General features: G+C 66.6%; 14 protein-coding genes. 12 read left to right on the plus strand and 2 right to left on the minus strand.

From position 1 onward, the window contains the following. Window positions 1–32: 32 nt before the first annotated feature. Complete coding sequence (locus tag V9K93_RS03180) at window positions 33–1787, plus strand: peptide MFS transporter (protein WP_046985236.1); 1755 nt, start codon at window positions 33–35, stop codon at window positions 1785–1787. Window positions 1788–1842: 55 nt separating this feature from the next. Here the strand turns inward: V9K93_RS03180 and V9K93_RS03185 are convergent, their stop codons facing one another. Beyond that, window positions 1843–3831, minus strand: a complete 1989-nt coding sequence (locus V9K93_RS03185) for an alpha/beta hydrolase family protein (protein WP_136638365.1) — start codon at window positions 3829–3831, stop codon at window positions 1843–1845. A 179-nt stretch (window positions 3832–4010) separates the two neighbouring features. Continuing rightward, window positions 4011–4646, minus strand: coding sequence for a LysE/ArgO family amino acid transporter (locus tag V9K93_RS03190; protein ID WP_005408523.1), 636 nt, complete (start codon window positions 4644–4646; stop codon window positions 4011–4013). A 137-nt stretch (window positions 4647–4783) separates the two neighbouring features. Between V9K93_RS03190 and V9K93_RS03195 the strand changes: the two genes are divergently transcribed. The 11 genes from V9K93_RS03195 to mdcH all read left to right on the plus strand — a co-directional run bounded on the left by V9K93_RS03195 (window position 4784) and on the right by mdcH (window position 17008). Further along, complete coding sequence (locus V9K93_RS03195) at window positions 4784–5689, plus strand: LysR family transcriptional regulator ArgP (protein WP_046985233.1); 906 nt, start codon at window positions 4784–4786, stop codon at window positions 5687–5689. Between the two features lie 183 nt (window positions 5690–5872). Continuing rightward, a complete protein-coding gene (locus V9K93_RS03200; RefSeq protein ID WP_046985232.1) occupies window positions 5873–6319 on the plus strand; it encodes a GNAT family N-acetyltransferase in 447 nt (148 codons plus the stop codon). A gap of 195 nt (window positions 6320–6514) precedes the next feature. Then, window positions 6515–8206: a malate dehydrogenase (quinone) gene (gene mqo, locus V9K93_RS03205; RefSeq protein WP_337302070.1), complete on the plus strand. Its 1692-nt coding sequence runs from the start codon at window positions 6515–6517 to the stop codon at window positions 8204–8206. Window positions 8207–8563: 357 nt separating this feature from the next. Beyond that, entirely contained in the window at window positions 8564–10756 is a 2193-nt protein-coding gene (locus tag V9K93_RS03210) for a TonB-dependent siderophore receptor (protein ID WP_337302071.1), read from the plus strand. A 260-nt stretch (window positions 10757–11016) separates the two neighbouring features. Beyond that, complete coding sequence (gene mdcA, locus V9K93_RS03215) at window positions 11017–12660, plus strand: malonate decarboxylase subunit alpha (protein ID WP_337302072.1); 1644 nt, start codon at window positions 11017–11019, stop codon at window positions 12658–12660. Window positions 12661–12670: 10 nt separating this feature from the next. Then, window positions 12671–12991, plus strand: a complete 321-nt coding sequence (gene mdcC, locus V9K93_RS03220) for a malonate decarboxylase acyl carrier protein (RefSeq protein ID WP_046988478.1) — start codon at window positions 12671–12673, stop codon at window positions 12989–12991. Then, window positions 12988–13896 carry a biotin-independent malonate decarboxylase subunit beta gene (locus tag V9K93_RS03225; protein WP_337302073.1) on the plus strand — a complete coding sequence of 303 codons (909 nt, stop codon included), beginning with the start codon at window positions 12988–12990 and terminating at the stop codon, window positions 13894–13896. The genes mdcC and V9K93_RS03225 overlap by 4 nt, the downstream gene beginning before the upstream one ends. Next, on the plus strand, window positions 13893–14603 hold the full coding sequence (mdcE, locus tag V9K93_RS03230) for a biotin-independent malonate decarboxylase subunit gamma (RefSeq protein ID WP_253078431.1): 711 nt from the start codon (window positions 13893–13895) through the stop codon (window positions 14601–14603). Before V9K93_RS03225 ends, mdcE begins: the two co-directional genes overlap by 4 nt. Next, a complete protein-coding gene (gene mdcG, locus V9K93_RS03235; RefSeq protein ID WP_253078432.1) occupies window positions 14596–15237 on the plus strand; it encodes a malonate decarboxylase holo-[acyl-carrier-protein] synthase in 642 nt (213 codons plus the stop codon). The genes mdcE and mdcG overlap by 8 nt, the downstream gene beginning before the upstream one ends. Beyond that, on the plus strand, window positions 15234–16091 hold the full coding sequence (mdcB, locus tag V9K93_RS03240) for a triphosphoribosyl-dephospho-CoA synthase MdcB (protein WP_337302074.1): 858 nt from the start codon (window positions 15234–15236) through the stop codon (window positions 16089–16091). The genes mdcG and mdcB overlap by 4 nt, the downstream gene beginning before the upstream one ends. Then, window positions 16088–17008, plus strand: coding sequence for a malonate decarboxylase subunit epsilon (mdcH, locus tag V9K93_RS03245; RefSeq protein ID WP_136638424.1), 921 nt, complete (start codon window positions 16088–16090; stop codon window positions 17006–17008). Before mdcB ends, mdcH begins: the two co-directional genes overlap by 4 nt. The last annotated feature ends 99 nt before the right edge of the window (window positions 17009–17107 follow it).

Genomic DNA, 17107 nt, shown 5'->3' on the forward strand with positions numbered 1-17107 from the left:
AATCGCGCCCTTTCCTGCTGTCCCTGCCGTCGATGACCGTTGCCGCTACTGCTTCCAACGACTTCCTGGGCCATCCCAAGGGCGTCTACGTCTGCTTCTTCACCGAAATGTGGGAGCGCTTCTCCTTCTACGGCATGAAGGCGCTGCTGCTGCTGTATCTGACCAAGTACCACCTGTTCGGCGACAAGGCCGGCCTGGACCTGCTCGGTGCTTATGGCGGCCTGGTGTACTGCATTCCGGTGTTCGGCGGCATGCTGGCCGACCGCTGGCTGGGCATGCGCCGGGCAGTGCTGTTCGGCGGCATCCTGCTGGTGCTCGGCCATCTGGGCATGGCCTTCGAGGGTCACGCCGCCTATCGGGTCAACGGCGAAGTGGTGCGCGATACCTCGGCACTGGCGGTGACCTACCTGTCGCTGGCGCTGATCATCATGGGCGTCGGCTTCCTCAAGCCGAACATCTCCACCATCGTCGGCAAGCTGTACGCCAAGGACGACCCGCGCCGTGATTCGGGCTTCTCGCTGTTCTACGCCGGCATCAACCTTGGCGCGCTGTTCTCGTCGCTGGTGTGTGGCTTCCTCGGCGAGGCCTACGGCTGGAAGTACGGTTTCGGTGCCGCCGGCATCGGCATGCTGGCCGGCCTGGCAATGTTCCTGTGGGGCCAGAAGTACCTGCAGGGCCATGCCGAACCGCCGCAGCCGGCCGCGCTGAAGCAGAAGGTGCTGGGCCTGCCGCGCGAATGGCTCATCTATCTGTGCGCGGTGCTCGGTGTGCTGCCGGTCGCGTGGCTGATGTGGGCGGCCGGCAACGGCGCGTTCGCGCTGGGCGGTGAAATCAGCCTGGCGCTGATGCTGATGCTGGTGGTGCTGGGCGGCGTACTGGTCTGGTTCGCCTGGTTCACCGGCAGCAAGTGCACGCCGGTACAGCGCCAGCAGATGATCGCGCTGATGGTGCTGATCTTCATGGCGCTGGTGTTCTTCACCATGTACGAGCAGTCCTACGGCTCGTGGGTGACCTTCACCGACCGCCTGCTGACCAAGGACATCGTGCCCTCGCTGGTGATCACCGGCGGCACGCCGCTGCCGTGGTCGATCATCTCGCTGCTGCTGGCGCCGCTGGGCTTCGTGGTCAGCGCGCGCCTTTCCGAACGACGCCCCGGCTCGACCGCACCGCGTGCGTTCTTCATCGGCATCGTTGCGCTGATGCTGGTGCTGCTGGTGCGCGACTGCCTGGTGATTCCGCAGACCGCCGGTTCGCTGACCTACCTGGGCGGCCTGTTCCTGGTGCTGCTGGCACCGGCCTTCGCGGCGTTGTGGACCTGGATGGACCGCCGCGGCTGGGAGCCGGGCAAGCCAGTGAAATCAGCGTGGGGCCTGGTGATCGGCGCGCTGTCGTTCGTGCCACTGGCGCTGGCCGCACAGCAGGTCGGCGCCACCGGCGAGATGGCCAGCGTGTGGTGGCTGGTGCTGGCCTACTTCCTGCTGGCCAGCGGTGAGATGTGCCTGTCGCCGGTCGGCCTGTCGGCGGTGACCCAGCTGGCCGTGCCGCGGGTGATGAGCCTGATGATGGGCACCTGGTTCCTGGCCACCGCATTCTCGGAGACGCTGGCCGCGCTGTTCGGCAAGCTGGCCGCGATCGAGGTGCCAGAAGGCGAATCGCTGGACATGGTGGCCGCGGCCGGCGCCTATGCCCACCTGTTCTGGCTGCTGATGTGGATCGGCCTGGGCTGCGCGGTGCTGGCCTTCATTGCTGCGCCACTACTGAAGCGGATGATGCACGGGGTGAAATAATTTCCGCGCGTGTGGAAAGCCAGGGCGGCGGATCGAGCATCCGCCGCCCTTTGCGTCAGGGCGCCTTGTCCTTGCCGGCCGCGGGTGCGGTGGTCGCGGTCTTGCCACCCAGGCTGCGCGACAGGAAGGCCAGCAGCTTGCCGTAGTACTCGCTGCGGTGGGCCTCGGTGTAGAAGCCATGGCCCTCTGTCTTGTAGTACAGGCTTTCCACCGGGGTACCAGCGCGCTTGAGCGCTGCTTCCATGCGCTCGGTGTGCTGGATCGGCGCGCGCTTGTCTTCGCCACCCGCTGCGAGGAACACCGGTACCTTGATCCGCTCGGCCAGGTTCACCGGCGAGACCGCGCCCAGCTTGGCCGGATCTCCCAGCCATTCGCGCAGGTAGGTCACACCTGAACCGCGGTCCTGGATATCGCCGCGGGTGTACATCATCGGCAGGTCGTAGACACCGACATAGCCGGCCGCGCACTGGTACAAGCCTGGCTCGCGGGCAGCGCCCATCATCGCCGAGTAGGCCCCGTAACTGGCGCCATAGATGCAGATGCGACGGCCATCGGCGATGCCCTCGGTGATCGCCCAGCGCGTGGCATCGGTGACATCGTCCTGCATCGCCGCGCCCCACTGCTGCGCACCGGCCTGGGTATGCGCACGGCCGTAATTGCCGGAGCCACGGAAATTGACCTGCAGCACGGCATAACCGGCAGCGGCCAGCATCTGGGTTTCACGGTCGTACTGGCCCGAATCGAAGATGTCGAAGGGGCCGCCATGCGGCATCACCACCATCGGCAGGTTGCGCCCGTCACTGCCGGCCGGCAGGGTCAGGAAGCCATGCAGCGGCAGTCCGTCGCGAGCCTTCAATGCAACCGGGCGCACGCTGGCACTGCGGTCCACATCGATCCACTCACTGCGGCTGATCAGGTGCTCGGCCTTGCGTGCCACTGTATCGTACAGATAGAAATCGCCGGGGTTCGCGCCCGACCAGGTCTCCACCAGCACAACGCGACCATCGCGGGTACTGGAGGTGATGTAGACCGCGCTTCCGAATGCCGCCTCCAGACTGCGGTACAGGCGCGCCTCGGCCGAACTGTCGTCGAAGAAGCGGGTCCGCGGCTTGTCCCCGAGGTACAGCGCACCCACGGGCACATGGGTCCCGGGTCGATGGATGATCCGGTACGGATTGACCACCTCGTCGCGCAGCAGCGTCGCGCGCTCACCGGTCTGCGGATTCCAGCTGACGATCGCGTTGGGCCCTTGCGCCTGCTCGACATTGAGATAGGCCAGGCCGTCACCAGCGGAGAAACCGATGGCGGTTTCGATGCGCTTGCTGACCGCTTCGTCATTGATCAGCTTCCAGTTGTCGCCGGAACGCTCACGGAAGTAGAGCTTGTTGACGTTGTCACTGCCGGCGCCGTGCACGAAGCGGACTTCGCCGGCACCATCGGTGGTGAACTCGCCACGCCGTACCGGCGACGACGCCACCCGCGAGCGACGGCCGCTGGTCACGTCCATCCGATCGACACGGGTGAAGGGGTCTTCGGCAAGCGGCCACACGGTAACCAGCACATTGCGCTCGTCGCCTGGCAGGTCATCGGCCAGGAATGCGGCAACGGCCTCCACCTTCTTCGGCTGGATCAGGGTGCCCGGCCCCTTGCTTTCCACCCGATAGCCGACCAAGAGCTCGCCGCGGTTGCCATTGGCATTGATCGCGTACAGCTCGCCAGTCGGGTTGGGCTGGTCAAGCGAACCCCACTTCTGGGCCAGGCCGATCAGCAGGCGCTCGTCGCTGACCCAATCGAACTGGTAGGCGTGATTCTTGTCCGGTGGCCGGAAATTGCCGACCATCTGCTTGTCCTTGAGGCGCAGCACCACGATCGCGGTGGCATCCTCCAGCGGCACGGTCGCCGCGACGTACTCGCCAGTCGGTGAAATCTTGATGTCGGTGAAGGCTTCCTGCCGCACGTACTGCGACAGATCCACCGCACCCACGCTGCCCATGGCAACGCACCCCAGAGCGGCCAGTGCAGCCGCCAACATCGTCCTGCGCATCCTTCCCCCTGCTCCTTCGGACACCTTGTCCTGGTCGCCGATTCTAGGCAGGCCCCGATGCTTCCCGCCAGAGGTGGACGAAGCGGCCCCACAAAAAACGACGGCACCGTTGCCGGTGCCGTCGTTACCACTACCTTGGAGAGAGAGTCAGGACGTGGGTTCGGGGGGCGTGCGCCGGGTCAATGGACCCCGCGCACCGCCAGAGTGAGGGCCAGGATGCTGAGGATCACGGCGATGGTGCCATCCAGCACGCGCCAGGTGCTGGGCTTGGTGAACAACGGTGCCAGCAGGCGCGCGCCGAGACCCTGCGCGGTCAGCCACAGGCAGCTGGCGGTGACCACGCCGGCCGCGAAGGCCATGCGGGCATTGCCGAAGTTCTCGGCGATCGAACCGATCACCATCATGTCCAGCCAGAAGTGCGGATTGATCAGCGAGAAACCGACTGCGGCCATCAGCACCGCGCGGCGGCTGCCGTCGTCGCTGTCAGCCTCGCCCATGCCGCCGCCACCGGCGATCGCACGGCGTGCCGACTTCATCGCGTACCAGGCCAGGAACGCGACACCGGTCCACAGCACTGCGGTGGTCAGCCACGGCAGCGCCGAGGTCAGCGTGCGCAGGCCGGCCACGCTGGCGAAGATGAAGATGGCATCGATGGCCGCGCAGGTGGCGACCACCGGCACGATGTGCTTGCGCAGGATGCCCTGGCGCAGAATGAAGGCGCTCTGGGCCCCGACCACGGCGAACAAGCCGATGCCGGTGGCTGCACCAGAGAACCAGGCACCGAGGCCGGTGCTGGCGGAGATGACCGAGAACATGGGATTCACTGCCTTTACTTGCTTGGGGGACGGTGCCTCGCGAAGGCGGACAGCACCGGAACTGGCGCCATTGTCGCGCCGCAACATTAAAAAGACGAGCTAAACTTACTAATCCAACATTAGCAGAGCTTAATTCGATGCGTATCGACCATGCCCAGCTGCGCGCCTTGGCTGCAGTGATCCGCGAAGGTAGCTTCGACCGCGCCGCGCAGTCGCTGAATGTCACGCCGTCGGCCATCTCGCAGCGGGTCAAGGCACTGGAGGACAGAGTCGGCCGCCTGCTGGTCAAGCGTGGCACTCCGGCCACCGCCACCGCCGAGGGCCAGGTGCTGGTGCAGCTGGCCGAACAGACCGCCCTGCTTGAGCACGATGCGCTGCACCGGATGGGCCTGGCCGACGAGGACCTGCCGCAGGCCAGCATCCCGGTGGCGGTGAACCATGACAGCCTGGAAACCTGGTTCCCGCAGGCGGCCTTCCAGTTCGCGCAGAGCACCGGCACCACCCTGGACCTGCGCGTGGAAGACCAGGACCACACCGTCGAACTGCTGCGCCAGGGCACCGTGCTGGGTGCGGTGACCACCCTGGACGAGCCGGTGCAGGGCTGCCAGATCCATGCGCTGGGCAGCATCCGCTATGCCGCCACCTGCACCCCGGAGTTCCGCGAGCGCCATTTTGCCAAGGGTGTGACCGCCCAGGCCCTGGCCACGGCACCGGTACTGGTGTTCAACCGCAAGGACGATATGCAGTCACGCTTTGCGAGACGCATGGCCGGCGACGACCTGCCCAGCACCGCACCGACCTGGTGGATTCCCTCCACCCGTGCCTTTGTGCAGGCCAACCTGGGCGGCATGGGCTGGACCATGAATCCCCTGCCCTTGGTCAAGCGGCATCTGGACGCCGGACGCCTGGTCTACGTTCGCCAGCGCGCGTGGGAAGACGTGCCGCTGTACTGGCAGCACTGGAAGGGCGACGTGCAGACCATGGCGCTGCTGACCCGCGCAGTGCTGGAGGCGTCGTCGGCGCTGGTGCGGCGCAAGCGCTGATGAAGAGCCACCAAAAAGGGGACGGAGGGAACTAAGTCGCTTAAGACCCAAATGACATCCGGGACAAAGACGACTTAATCCCCTCCGTCCCCTTTTTGCTCCATCGGATCTCCACGAAACCTCCACATCCGGTCCATGCGCGATGCGGATACTGATCGGCCAATCACTACAAGGATGTCCTGCATGCCCGTCTCCGTGCGCGATGCCCACCCCGACGATGCCGCCGCCTGCATCGACCTGCGCGGGCGTACCCGCGAGAACGCCTTCAGTGCCGCTCAACTGGCAGAACTGGGCATCACCGAGCAGAGCTGGGCCGCAGGCATCGCCGAAGGCGATTCGATCGGTCGTGTTGCCTGGGAAGGCGAGCGCATGGCCGGCTACTGTTTCGCCGACCGCGACAGCGGCGAGGTGCTGGTACTGGCCCTGCTGCCGGACTACGAAGGCCGTGGCATCGGCCGGCAGCTGCTGCAGGAAGTGGTCAGCCTGACCCGCGACGCCGGCCACCAGCGCCTGTTCCTGGCCTGTTCGGCAGACCCCCGTTCGCGCTCTCACGGCTTCTACCGCCGCCTGGGCTGGCGCCCGACCGGTGAGATCGACGACGCCGGAGACGAGATTCTGGAACTGGTCTGATTGAAGGCGTCGCCAGGCATGGCCTGGCGCTACCGGGTGAAGGTGCCGCGAAACGCCGGATGCTGCGTTGCATCAAAAAAGGACCAGAAGCGGTTAAAATCCGCGAATGGATGGCGCAACGCCTTGTTTCTTCACGTCCTTTCGCGTTCCCTCGCGCATCCTGACCCCCTCCCCTCCGCCAACGATCCCGCCCCCATGAAGAAATTTGGCAAGGTTCTGCTCGCCCTGCTCGTGCTGCTGTTGCTGGCCGCCGCACTGTTCCTGTACTGGCCGCTGACCAAGCGCTCGGTGCCCGCCGCCAGCAACGACAAGCCCGTCGACGTTGTACTGGTCGGCGCCGGCATCATGAGCATCACCCTGGCCACCTACCTGCAGGAACTGCAGCCGGACTGGAACATCCAGATCTACGAACGCCTCGACGGCGTCGCCGGTGAAAGCTCGGACGGCTGGAACAACGCCGGCACTGGCCACTCGGCATTCGCAGAACTGAACTACACCCCGGAACTGCCCGATGGCAGCATCGAGACCAAGCGCGCGGTCGGCATCGCCGAATCGTTCGAAGTCTCGCGCCAGTTCTGGTCGCACCAGGTGAAGGAAGGGCGGCTGAGCCAGCCCAGCGACTTCATCAACCCGACCCCGCACATGAGCTTCGTCTGGGGCGATGACAACATCGCCTACCTGCACAAGCGCCAGCAGGCGCTGGTGAAGAACCCGCTGTTCTACGGCATGCAGTACTCCGAGGACCCGGCGCAGATCAAGCAGTGGGCACCGCTGCTGATGGAAGGCCGCGACCCGAAGCAGAAGGTTGCCGCAACGTGGATGCCGCTGGGCACCGACGTCAACTTCGGCGTCATCACCCGCCAGCTGACCGCCGGCCTGCAGCACAGCCCGAACTTCGGCCTGCACCTCAACCACGAGGTCAGCGCGTTGCGGCAGAACGCGGACAAGAGCTGGAACGTGACGGTGAAGGACCTCAAGGCCGGCACCGAATCGACCACCCACGCCCGCTTCGTGTTCATCGGAGCCGGTGGTGCTGCGCTGAAGCTGCTGCAGATGTCGGGCATCCCGGAATCGAAGGACTACGCCGGCTTCCCGGTGGGCGGCCAGTTCCTTGCCTTCCAGGGCCAGGACGTGACCTCGCGCCATGGCGTGAAGGCCTATGGCATGGCCGAGACCGGTTCGCCGCCGATGTCGGTGCCGCACCTGGATGCGCGCAAGCTGGATGGCAAGCCGGTGGTCCTGTTCGGGCCGTTCGCGCTGTACAGCACCAAGTTCCTCAAGCACGGCTCGTGGTGGGACCTGTATTCGTCGGTCAACCACAACAACGTCGGCCCGATGCTGGAAGTGGGCAAGGACAACCTGGACCTGGTGCAGTACCTGATGGGCCAGGCGCGCCTGAACGATGCCGATCGCCAGGCCGAGCTGGTCAAGTACTTCCCCAATGCCAAGCCGGGCGACTGGAAGCTGGTCACCGCCGGCCAGCGCGTGCAGATCATCAAGCGTGATCCGCTGAAGGGCGCGGTGCTGCAGTTCGGTACCGAGATCGTGACCGACAAGGACCACACCCTCGCTGCGCTGCTGGGTGCCTCGCCGGGCGCTTCGACCTCGCCGCCGATCATGCTGGACCTGATGGCCAAGGCCTTCCCGGAACAGATGAAGGCCGGTTGGGAAGCCCGCCTGCGCGAGATCGTTCCCTCGTACGGCCGCAAGCTCAACGAGAGTGCCGCGCTGACCAACGAGATCCGCACGTTGACCAGCCAGACCCTGCACCTGCCCTACCTGGAGGTTCCGGTGGAAGCAGGTACGACGCCGGCACTGGCACCCACGGCCGCGCCGGCCCCGGCCAAGGAAAAGCGCAACGCCAACGAAGAGCTGCAGGCGCTGTAAGCCTGCGCTTGGCGGATGCCTGCGGACGGCCACCTTCGGGTGGCCGTCTGCGTTTGCGCGCGGCGACGGATCGAATTTCTCCCGCACGGGAGCGCTCCGACCCGTTTCGGGAGGCCCCTCGTAGGGTCAGGGCCCAATGCCTGCGGCAATGGGCTCCGACCCCGCCCTGACGCTTGCTGCGCGCCTGAAAGCCCCTGCGCAATGACGCGAATTGTAATGTTGTTAAGAATTATTTACATTTGCGTCCTGCGCAGTGACCGCGCCCCTCCCAGATGGACCTGACGTGCCCGAAGCCGCCGCCCCGGGTGCTGGACGACTGTTGCCGCCCCTTCCCCGCCTCCACGCTTCGAGCCCGCCATGACCCAGAGTTTCTCCAACCGCCTGCCCCGCCGTGCGCTGCTGCCCGCTGCCCTGTTGTCCTGCCTCACCTTGGTTGTGCCGTCGGCACTGGCCGAGGTCGCTGCCGATGTCTCCGACGCCAAGACCCTGGACCGGGTGAGCGTGCGCGCCGAGCAGTCCGCGCCGCCATCGAGCACTACCCGCCTGCCCATCACCCTGCAGGAAACGCCGCAGTCGTCCACGGTGATCGGCCTGCAGCGCCTGCAGGACGAATCGTTGTTCAGCCTCAACGACGTGATGCGCAATGTCACCGGCGTCAGCGTGTCCTTCTATGACACCCAGCGCCCGCTGTACTACGCGCGTGGTTTTGCCATCACCGATTTCCAGGTGGATGGCATTCCCACCTACAGCGGCTCGACCAACCAGGAATACGACACCGCCTTCTATGACCGGGTGGAAGTGATCCGCGGCGCCAACGGCCTGCTCAGCGGCGCGGGTGTGCCGTCGGCCACGGTGAACCTGCTGCGCAAGCGCCCGGGCAAGGAGTTCGACGCCTCGTTCTCGGTCAGCGCCGGCAGCTGGGACTACCGCCGCATGGAAGCGGACGTGACCGCGCCGCTGACCGCCGACGGCCGCTTCCGCAGCCGCGTGGTCGCCGCCTACACCGATCGCGATTTCTATTACGACCGCTACAAAGAGAACAAGATGGCCGGCATGGCCGTGCTGGAAGGCGATGTGACCGACAGCACCACGGTGACCGTCGGCTACCAGACCCAGGACAACAACCCGGTGGGCTCGACCTGGGGCACCGTGCCGTTCTTCGACAGCAAGGGCAACTTCGCCCATCTGCCGCGCTCGACCAACCTGGCACCGAAGTGGAGCTACTGGCAGCGCGAGACCAGCACGGTGTTCGCCAACCTGGAGCAGCGCTTCGGTGACAACTGGCTGCTGAAGATCAACACCGCCCATACCCGTGGCAACGTGCAGAACATGCGCCTGTACGGCACTGGCAATCCCGACCCGGTGACCGGCGCGGGCATCTACCTGCGCACCGCCGCCGGCGATTCGGAAGACACCCGCCGCAACGTCGACGCCTACCTGACCGGCACCTTCAACCTGTGGGGCCAGCAGCACGACGTGACCGTGGGCGCGCAGTGGGCCGACCTGGAAGGCACCACCAACACCCTTGCGCTGAACTACCCGCGTGACTGGGCTCGTTGCGGCAGCGAGCGCTGCTACTACATTCCCAACGTGCACACCTGGGATGGCGACATCTCCGAAGTGACCTACACCCTGACCGGCGCACGCCGCGTGGCCAAGACCACGCAGAGCGGCTTCTACCTGGCCACCCGCCTGCGCCTGGCTGATCCGCTGGCGCTGATCGCCGGCGCACGCCTGAGCCGCTGGCAGACCCAGACCCGCGCCTACAACGCGGCCGGTGCCTACACCGCCACCAGCGGCGCGTACAAGGTGAGCGATGAAATCACCCCGTACGTGGGCCTGGTGTACGACATCACCCCGAACGTGGCGGCCTATGCCAGCTACACCGAGATCTTCAACCCGCAGAACTACAAGGACCGCAACGAGAACCTGCTGGCGCCGGTGCAGGGCTCCAACCTGGAAGCCGGCCTGAAGACGCAGTGGTTTGACGGCCGTTTGACCGCCAACGCGGCGGTGTTCGAAGCCAAGCAGGACAACTACGCGGTGCGTGACATGGGCGTGCCGGAAGGTTCGCTCAGCGACGGCAGTTCGGCCTACATCGGCGTCAACGGCACCAAGGCGCGCGGTTGGGAAGTGGACGTCAACGGCGAGATCCTGCCGGGCTGGACGGTCAATGCCGGCTATACCCACGTCAAGGTGACCCGTGCGGCCACCGATCTGCTGTACGCCAACCCGGCCGAAGACCTGCTGCAGCTCAACACCCAGTTGCAGCTGCGCGGCGCGCTGGAACGCCTGAGCATCGGCGGTGGCGTGCAGTGGCAGAGCAAGGTGCAGGGCTACAACATCCCCTACCCGCTCGGCGGCACGGTGACGGTGAACCAGCCGGCGTATGCGCTGGTGCAGTTCAACGCCAACTACCGCATCAGCGACAACTGGACGGCGACGCTGAGCGTGCGCAACGCGCTGGACAAGACCTACTGGGCCAACCTGGACTACAACAACTACGGCGAACCGCGCTTCGTGGCGGCCAGCCTGCGCTGGAAGTTCTGAGCAACCCGGAAATGGTGGGTGCCGACCATTGGGGGGGCCCACTGTTTGGGGTGGGTGCCAACCGTTGGGGGTGGGTGCCAACCGTTGGGTGTGGGTGCCGACCGTTGGTCGGCACGCTTCTGATGCTCCGCCACGACCCACGGTCGTGGCCCACCTGAATGGGCCCGCCTTCGCGCGGGCCTTTTCTTTGCTGCACTGCGGGTTGCACACCCCTCCGTAATTATGGCGTAATTATTCCAACGCCATTCGGAAGTCCGTCGATGAACCCGAGTTGGGACACGCTGGAGCGGGGCCGCCAGGCGCGGCTGGAACGCGCCGCGCCATGGGCCAGGGGCCACGAGGTGGCGGCTGGCGATGTCGCCGAGCTGCTGCACGCGCTGCTGGAGCCGGGCGACAAGGTCTGCCTGGAAGGCAACAACCAGAAGCAGGCCGACTTCCTCGCCCAGACGCTGGCCGACCTCGACCCGGCACGGGTGCATGACCTGCACATGGTGCAGTCGGTGCTGTCCCTGCCTTCGCACCTGGACGTGTTCGAACGCGGCATCGCCTCCAGGCTGGACTTCTCCTTCTCCGGGCCGCAGTCGGTGCGGCTGGCCAACCTGGTGGCCGAAGGACGCATCCAGATCGGTGCCATCCACACCTACCTGGAACTGTTCGGCCGCTACTTCATCGACCTCACTCCGCGTGTGGCACTGGTCGCGGCGCAGGCTGCCGACCGCCACGGCAATCTCTACACCGGCCCCAACACCGAAGACACGCCGGTGATCGTGGAGGCCACCGCATTCGGTGGCGGCATCGTCATCGCCCAGGTCAACGAGATCGTCGACACCCTCCCCCGCGTCGATATTCCTGCCGACTGGGTCAACTTCGTGGTGCAGGCGCCGCGCCCGAACCATATCGAACCGCTGTTCACCCGCGATCCGGCACAGATCTCCGAGATCCAGGTGCTGATGGCGATGATGGCGATCAAGGGCATCTACGCCGAGTACGGGGTGAACCGGCTCAACCATGGCATCGGTTTCGATACCGCAGCAATCGAACTGCTGCTGCCGACCTACGCCGAATCGCTGGGGCTGAAGGGAAAGATCTGCCAGCACTGGGCGCTCAATCCGCACCCGGCGCTGATTCCGGCCATCGAATCGGGTTTCGTCAAATCGGTGCACTCGTTCGGTTCGGAACTGGGCATGGAGAAGTACATCGCCGCGCGCGGTGATGTGTTCTTCACCGGCGCCGATGGTTCGATGCGCTCCAACCGCGCGTTCTCGCAGACCGCAGGGCTGTATGCCTGCGACATGTTCATCGGCTCCACCCTGCAGATCGACCTGCAGGGCAACAGTTCCACCGCAACGCGCGACCGTATCGCCGGTTTTGGTGGCGCACCCAACATGGGCTCGGATGCACGCGGACGCCGCCATGCCAGCGACGCCTGGATCAAGGCGGGCCAGCAAGCCGCGCGGCCGGGCGAGATGCCACGCGGACGCAAGCTGGTGGTGCAGATGGTGGAAACCTTCCGCGAGCACATGGCGCCGGCCTTCGTCGACCGCCTCGATGCCTGGGACCTGGCCGAGCGCGCGGCCATGCCGCTGCCGCCGGTGATGATCTACGGCGACGACGTCAGCCATGTACTGACCGAGGAAGGCATCGCCAACCTGCTGCTGTGCCGCACTCCTGAGGAGCGCGAACAGGCGATCCGTGGCGTGGCCGGCTACACCGCAGTGGGCATGGGCCGCGACCGCGCGATGGTGGAGAACCTTCGCGACCGTGGCGTCATCCGCCGTCCCGATGACCTTGGTATCTCCGTGCGCGATGCCAGCCGCGATCTGCTGGCCGCACGCTCGGTGAAGGACCTGGTTCGCTGGTCCGGCGGACTGTACGACCCGCCCAAGCGCTTCCGCAACTGGTAAGGGACAGAGCATGGAAACCCTTGACTATCAATTCGACGGCACGACGCCTGCACACTTCCCCACCGATGCGGTGCTGGTCGGCGTGCTGGCATCGGGCAACCTGGAAATCCTGCTGGAGCCGGCCGCACTGGACGGCGCGATGACGGTGCGCATCATCACCTCCGCGCAGGGCTTCGGCAGCGTGTGGCAAGCGGTGATCACCGACTTCGCGCGACGCCATCCGCTGCGCGATGTGCGCATCTCGATCAACGATGCCGGCGCAACCCCGGCGGTGGTCAGCCTGCGCCTTGACCAGGCAGTGGAAACGCTGCTGGCCGGAGGCACGCCATGAACCGCGTACAGCGCCACAGCTACTACGAAGCCGACGCCCGCGAGCGTATCGCCGGCCTGGTCGATGCCGGATCGTTCCAGGAATTCCTGGGCCCTGCGCGACGGATGATCAGTCCGCATCTGGCGCAGCTGGACCAGCCGGCGGCGTTCGACGACGGCATCGTTGTGGGTGAAGCCACGCTGCGTGGCCGGCGCGTGCTGCTTGCCGCACAGCAGGGCCAGTTCATGGGCGGCGGCGTCGGTGAAGTACACGGTGCCAAGCTCTCTGGCCTGCTGCGCCGCGCAGCCGCGACCCGGCCCGAAGGCGTACTGCTGCTGCTCGATACCGGCGGCGTGCGCCTGCACGAAGCCAATGCGGGATTGATTGCCATTTCCGAGATCATGCGCGCCACGCTGGATGCGCGCGCTGCAGGCGTGCCGGTGGTGGCACTGATTGGCAGCGGCAACGGCGCGTTCGGTGGCATGGGCATCGTCGCCCGCTGCTGCAGCACCGTGATCATGTCGGAGGAAGGCCGGCTGTCGCTGTCCGGGCCGGAGGTGATCGAGACGGTTCGCGGCGTGGAAGAGTTCGATTCCCGCGACCGCGCGCTGGTCTGGCGGGTTACCGGCGGCAAGCACCGCTACCTGATCGACCAGGCGCAGGTGCTGGTGCCCGATGCCATCGAGGCGTTCGCGCAAGCGGCATTCGATGCGCTGCAACCGGACACCGCCAGCAGCGATGCCGATGCGGCACTGAGTGCGCTGCAGGCCCACCATGCCGCGTTGAAGGCACGCGTGCAGGCCTGGGGCGGATGCCGCGATGGACTTGAGATCTGGTCTCTCCAGGGCATCGCCGAACCCGAGCGGCTGCCGCTGCTGGACACCGATGCCTTCCTCGCCGCAACCGCCGATCGGAGCCTGCCATGAGCCTTCCGCTGCACGCGCTGCTTGATGCGCTGTTTCCGCGTGGCCACGCCATTGCGGTGAACGATTCGGTACTGACCGGCAGCGCCGCCACGGACGACGGCGACGTGACCGTGATCGGCACCGCCGACAAGCTTGAGGTGGGTGTGGACCACGCGATGACACTGGCCGAAACCGTGCTGGCCAGCACCGCCGCGCACCCACAGCAACCGATCGTGATGCTGGTCGACACCGCCGGCCAGCGCCTGGCGCGCCGTGACGAACTGCTTGGCATCAACGGTTACTTCGCGCACCTGGCGCAGACGCTGGATCTGGCTCGCCGACGCGGTGCGCGGCTGGTGACCCTGGTCTATGGCGAGTCGGTCAGCGGCGGCTTCCTGTCGTTCGGCTTGATGGCTGACCACATCCACGCCCTGCCCGATGCGCAGGTGCGGGTAATGGACCTGCGCGCGATGGCAAGGGTGACCAAGCAGCCGCTGGAGAAACTTCAGGCACTCAGCCAGAGCTCGCCGGTGTTCGCGCCGGGTGTGGAGAACTACGTGGCAATGGGTGCGGTGGAATCGCTGTGGGATGGCGATCTGGCCACGCACCTGCTTCAGGCTCTGCGCACGCCCGCCGAAGGCGACTGCCGCGCCGCGCGGGGTGCTGAACGTGGTGGGCGCACACTATCCGCAAGCGTGGCGGCAGCCGTGAGCCAGGGCGATGCCTGAGCGGCTGCCCCGCCATACGCTGGTCTGGTTGTCGGCGCGCGCCGGCTGGCAGGCGGACATCGCTGCGCATGAGCCGCGCCTGGCCAACTGGTTTGCGCAGGGTCTGCCGGCCATCGTTGCGCGTCGTGCCGCGGACGATGCCGACCCACGCCTGCGCCTCGGCGTGCCGCTGCCCCCGATGGAGGGCAAGCTGCGCCTCGCTCTGCGCGTGCCGGCACGCGATGTGCTGCGCACCGCGCCGCCACCGACGCTGCAGGCCGTGCTGGAAAGCGACCTTGCACCGGACTGGCAGCGTCCCCTGCTGGCGTTGCAGGACATCGCAGCAGCACGCGTGTTCGGAGCGTTTGCCTGGCAGTACCTCACTGGACTGCACTATGTGCACGCGCGCTCGGACATCGATCTGCTGTGGCGGATCGACACCACCGCGCAGGCCGATGCCCTGGCTGCAAAGCTGCAGGCATGGGAAGCCGGATACGGTCGCCGGGTCGATGGCGAGCTGTGCCTGGCCGACGGTGCCGCCGTGAACTGGCGGGAGTACGCGGGACGCAGCCGCGAGGTACTGGTCAAGCGCCCGGAAGGCGCCGCACTGGAACTGCGCGAGTCCGTGTTCGCCTCCGCCGGGGTGAGCGCATGAACGCCGTTGCGCAGCCGACTGTCCGGCCAGCAACGGCCGTGGACTGCGCGCGCCTGGGGCGTCTCGCCGTTGCCAGCCTGCATGCAGAACTGGCCTTGGCACCGAAGCCGGGACTGGTCACACCGTTCGATCGCGGCAGCCACCACGACATGGATGCCGGCACGTTCCTGCGCAGCCTGTTTGCGCTGCGCCACTATTTCACCGCCGTGGCCCGCGCCGGCGCTACGGAATCCCCGTTCGATGCGTTGCGCCAGCACGGTATCGCGGCCGAAGCAGCGATGCTGCGTGCCACCTCGGGCGTCAACACCCATCGCGGTGCGATCTTCAGCCTCGGCCTGCTGGTGGCGACCGCCGCTGCCTGTCGCTTCCGCCTGGGCCATGCCGCCAACGGTGAGCAGGTCTGCCTGGAGGTACGCCGTTGGGCTGCGGATTTCGCAAACGCCCCGCTGGATGCAGCCAGTCCTGGCCAGCGTGCGCGCGCCCTGCACAAGGTGCCGGGCGTGCGCGAGCAGGCCGCCGCCGGTTACCCGCTGTTGCGCGAGGTGGCGTTGCCCAGCCTGCGCGATGCGCTGGCCAGTGGCCTGACGCGTGAGGCCGCGATGTGCCACACGCTGATGCAGCTGGTCGCCCACACCGACGACCTCAACCTGCTGCATCGCGGTGGTGCTGAAGGCCTGCGTTGGGCACAGCAGCAGGCGCAGGATTTCCTTGCTACCGGCGGTGCCTATGCACCGGACTGGCGCGCACGCCTGAAGCTCGTCGCTGACGCCTTCGTTGCGCGTCGGCTGAGCCCGGGCGGCAGCGCCGATCTGTTGGCATGCAGCGTGTTCCTGCTGCACCAGGAGCGCGCATGAGCCTTGCCCTGCTCTGCCCCGGACAAGGCGCACAGCATCCGGCGATGTTCGATCGCGTGCGCGACCTTGCTGCCGCACGGCCGGTGCTCGATGCCACCAGCGAACTGCTGGGCCGCGATGTATTCGCCGCCGCGACGGCCGACGACCGCTTCGACAATGTGCAGGCGCAGCCCCTGCTGTGCGCGGCAAGCCTGGCGCACTGGCAGGGCCTGCGCGAGGTGTTGCCAACGCCGACAGTGATCGCGGGCTACAGCATCGGCGAACTGGCCGCCCACGCCATCGCTGGAAGCATCGATGCAGCCACCTGCCTGGCATTGTCCGCGCAGCGTGCGCACCTGATGGATGCCGCCAGCCCCGACGATGCTGGGCTCCAAGCGGTACTGGGAGTTGACCGCATTGCCACGCAGCGGTTGTGCGATGCGCATGGCGCCTTCATCGCGATCGCCAGCGGCTACGACCACTTCATCGTAGGCGGCGCATGGCGGTCGCTGCACGCATTGGCGGAGGACGCGCAGTCGCACGGTGCCGAGATCCGTCCGCTGCCGGTCCATGTGCCCGCGCACACGCCGCTGCTGGCTGGCGCAGTGGCACCGTTTGCCGCCGCACTGGAAGCAGCGTCACTGCAGGCGCCACGCCTACCTCTTCTGGCCGGCATCGATGCGCGCCCGGTGCGTGATCGCGCCACGATGGTCCACACGTTGTCGGCGCAGCTGGCACAGACCATCGAATGGGCGCAGGTGATGCGCCAGGCCTTCGAGCGCGGCGCGCGGGTGTTCCTGCAGCTGGGCCCGGGCAACGCATTGGCACGCATGATCGCGCCGGCCTACCCGTGCTGCGAGGTGCGCGCGGTGGAAGAGTTCCACAGCCTTGAAGGCGCGGCGGCATGGGTCCACAGCGCGCTGGAGCGGCTGCAGTAACGGGTTCGAGCAGTACGTATCACGCAACACGCAGTACGTCGCCTTACCCCGGGATGGCGGGTCTCCATCCGCGCTGTACGTGAGCCACGTGTCTGGGAG

This window comes from Stenotrophomonas sp. CCNWLW162, assembly GCF_037203745.1.
GTDB lineage: Bacteria > Pseudomonadota > Gammaproteobacteria > Xanthomonadales > Xanthomonadaceae > Stenotrophomonas > Stenotrophomonas maltophilia_AQ.

Excerpts from the sequence above, each read along its gene's own strand:
- V9K93_RS03225 (WP_337302073.1), top strand. The coding sequence starts at position 12,988 with ATGAACCGCGTACAGCGCCACAGCTACTACGAAGCCGACGCCCGCGAG.
- V9K93_RS03210 (WP_337302071.1), top strand. The coding sequence starts at position 8,564 with ATGACCCAGAGTTTCTCCAACCGCCTGCCCCGCCGTGCGCTGCTGCCC.
- V9K93_RS03190 (WP_005408523.1), bottom strand. The coding sequence starts at position 4,646 with ATGTTCTCGGTCATCTCCGCCAGCACCGGCCTCGGTGCCTGGTTCTCT.
- mdcG (WP_253078432.1), top strand. The coding sequence starts at position 14,596 with ATGCCTGAGCGGCTGCCCCGCCATACGCTGGTCTGGTTGTCGGCGCGC.
- V9K93_RS03185 (WP_136638365.1), bottom strand. The coding sequence starts at position 3,831 with ATGCGCAGGACGATGTTGGCGGCTGCACTGGCCGCTCTGGGGTGCGTT.
- V9K93_RS03200 (WP_046985232.1), top strand. The coding sequence starts at position 5,873 with ATGCCCGTCTCCGTGCGCGATGCCCACCCCGACGATGCCGCCGCCTGC.
- V9K93_RS03180 (WP_046985236.1), top strand. The coding sequence starts at position 33 with ATGACCGTTGCCGCTACTGCTTCCAACGACTTCCTGGGCCATCCCAAG.
- mdcA (WP_337302072.1), top strand. The coding sequence starts at position 11,017 with ATGAACCCGAGTTGGGACACGCTGGAGCGGGGCCGCCAGGCGCGGCTG.
- mdcH (WP_136638424.1), top strand. The coding sequence starts at position 16,088 with ATGAGCCTTGCCCTGCTCTGCCCCGGACAAGGCGCACAGCATCCGGCG.
- mdcB (WP_337302074.1), top strand. The coding sequence starts at position 15,234 with ATGAACGCCGTTGCGCAGCCGACTGTCCGGCCAGCAACGGCCGTGGAC.
- mdcE (WP_253078431.1), top strand. The coding sequence starts at position 13,893 with ATGAGCCTTCCGCTGCACGCGCTGCTTGATGCGCTGTTTCCGCGTGGC.
- mdcC (WP_046988478.1), top strand. The coding sequence starts at position 12,671 with ATGGAAACCCTTGACTATCAATTCGACGGCACGACGCCTGCACACTTC.
- mqo (WP_337302070.1), top strand. The coding sequence starts at position 6,515 with ATGAAGAAATTTGGCAAGGTTCTGCTCGCCCTGCTCGTGCTGCTGTTG.
- V9K93_RS03195 (WP_046985233.1), top strand. The coding sequence starts at position 4,784 with ATGCGTATCGACCATGCCCAGCTGCGCGCCTTGGCTGCAGTGATCCGC.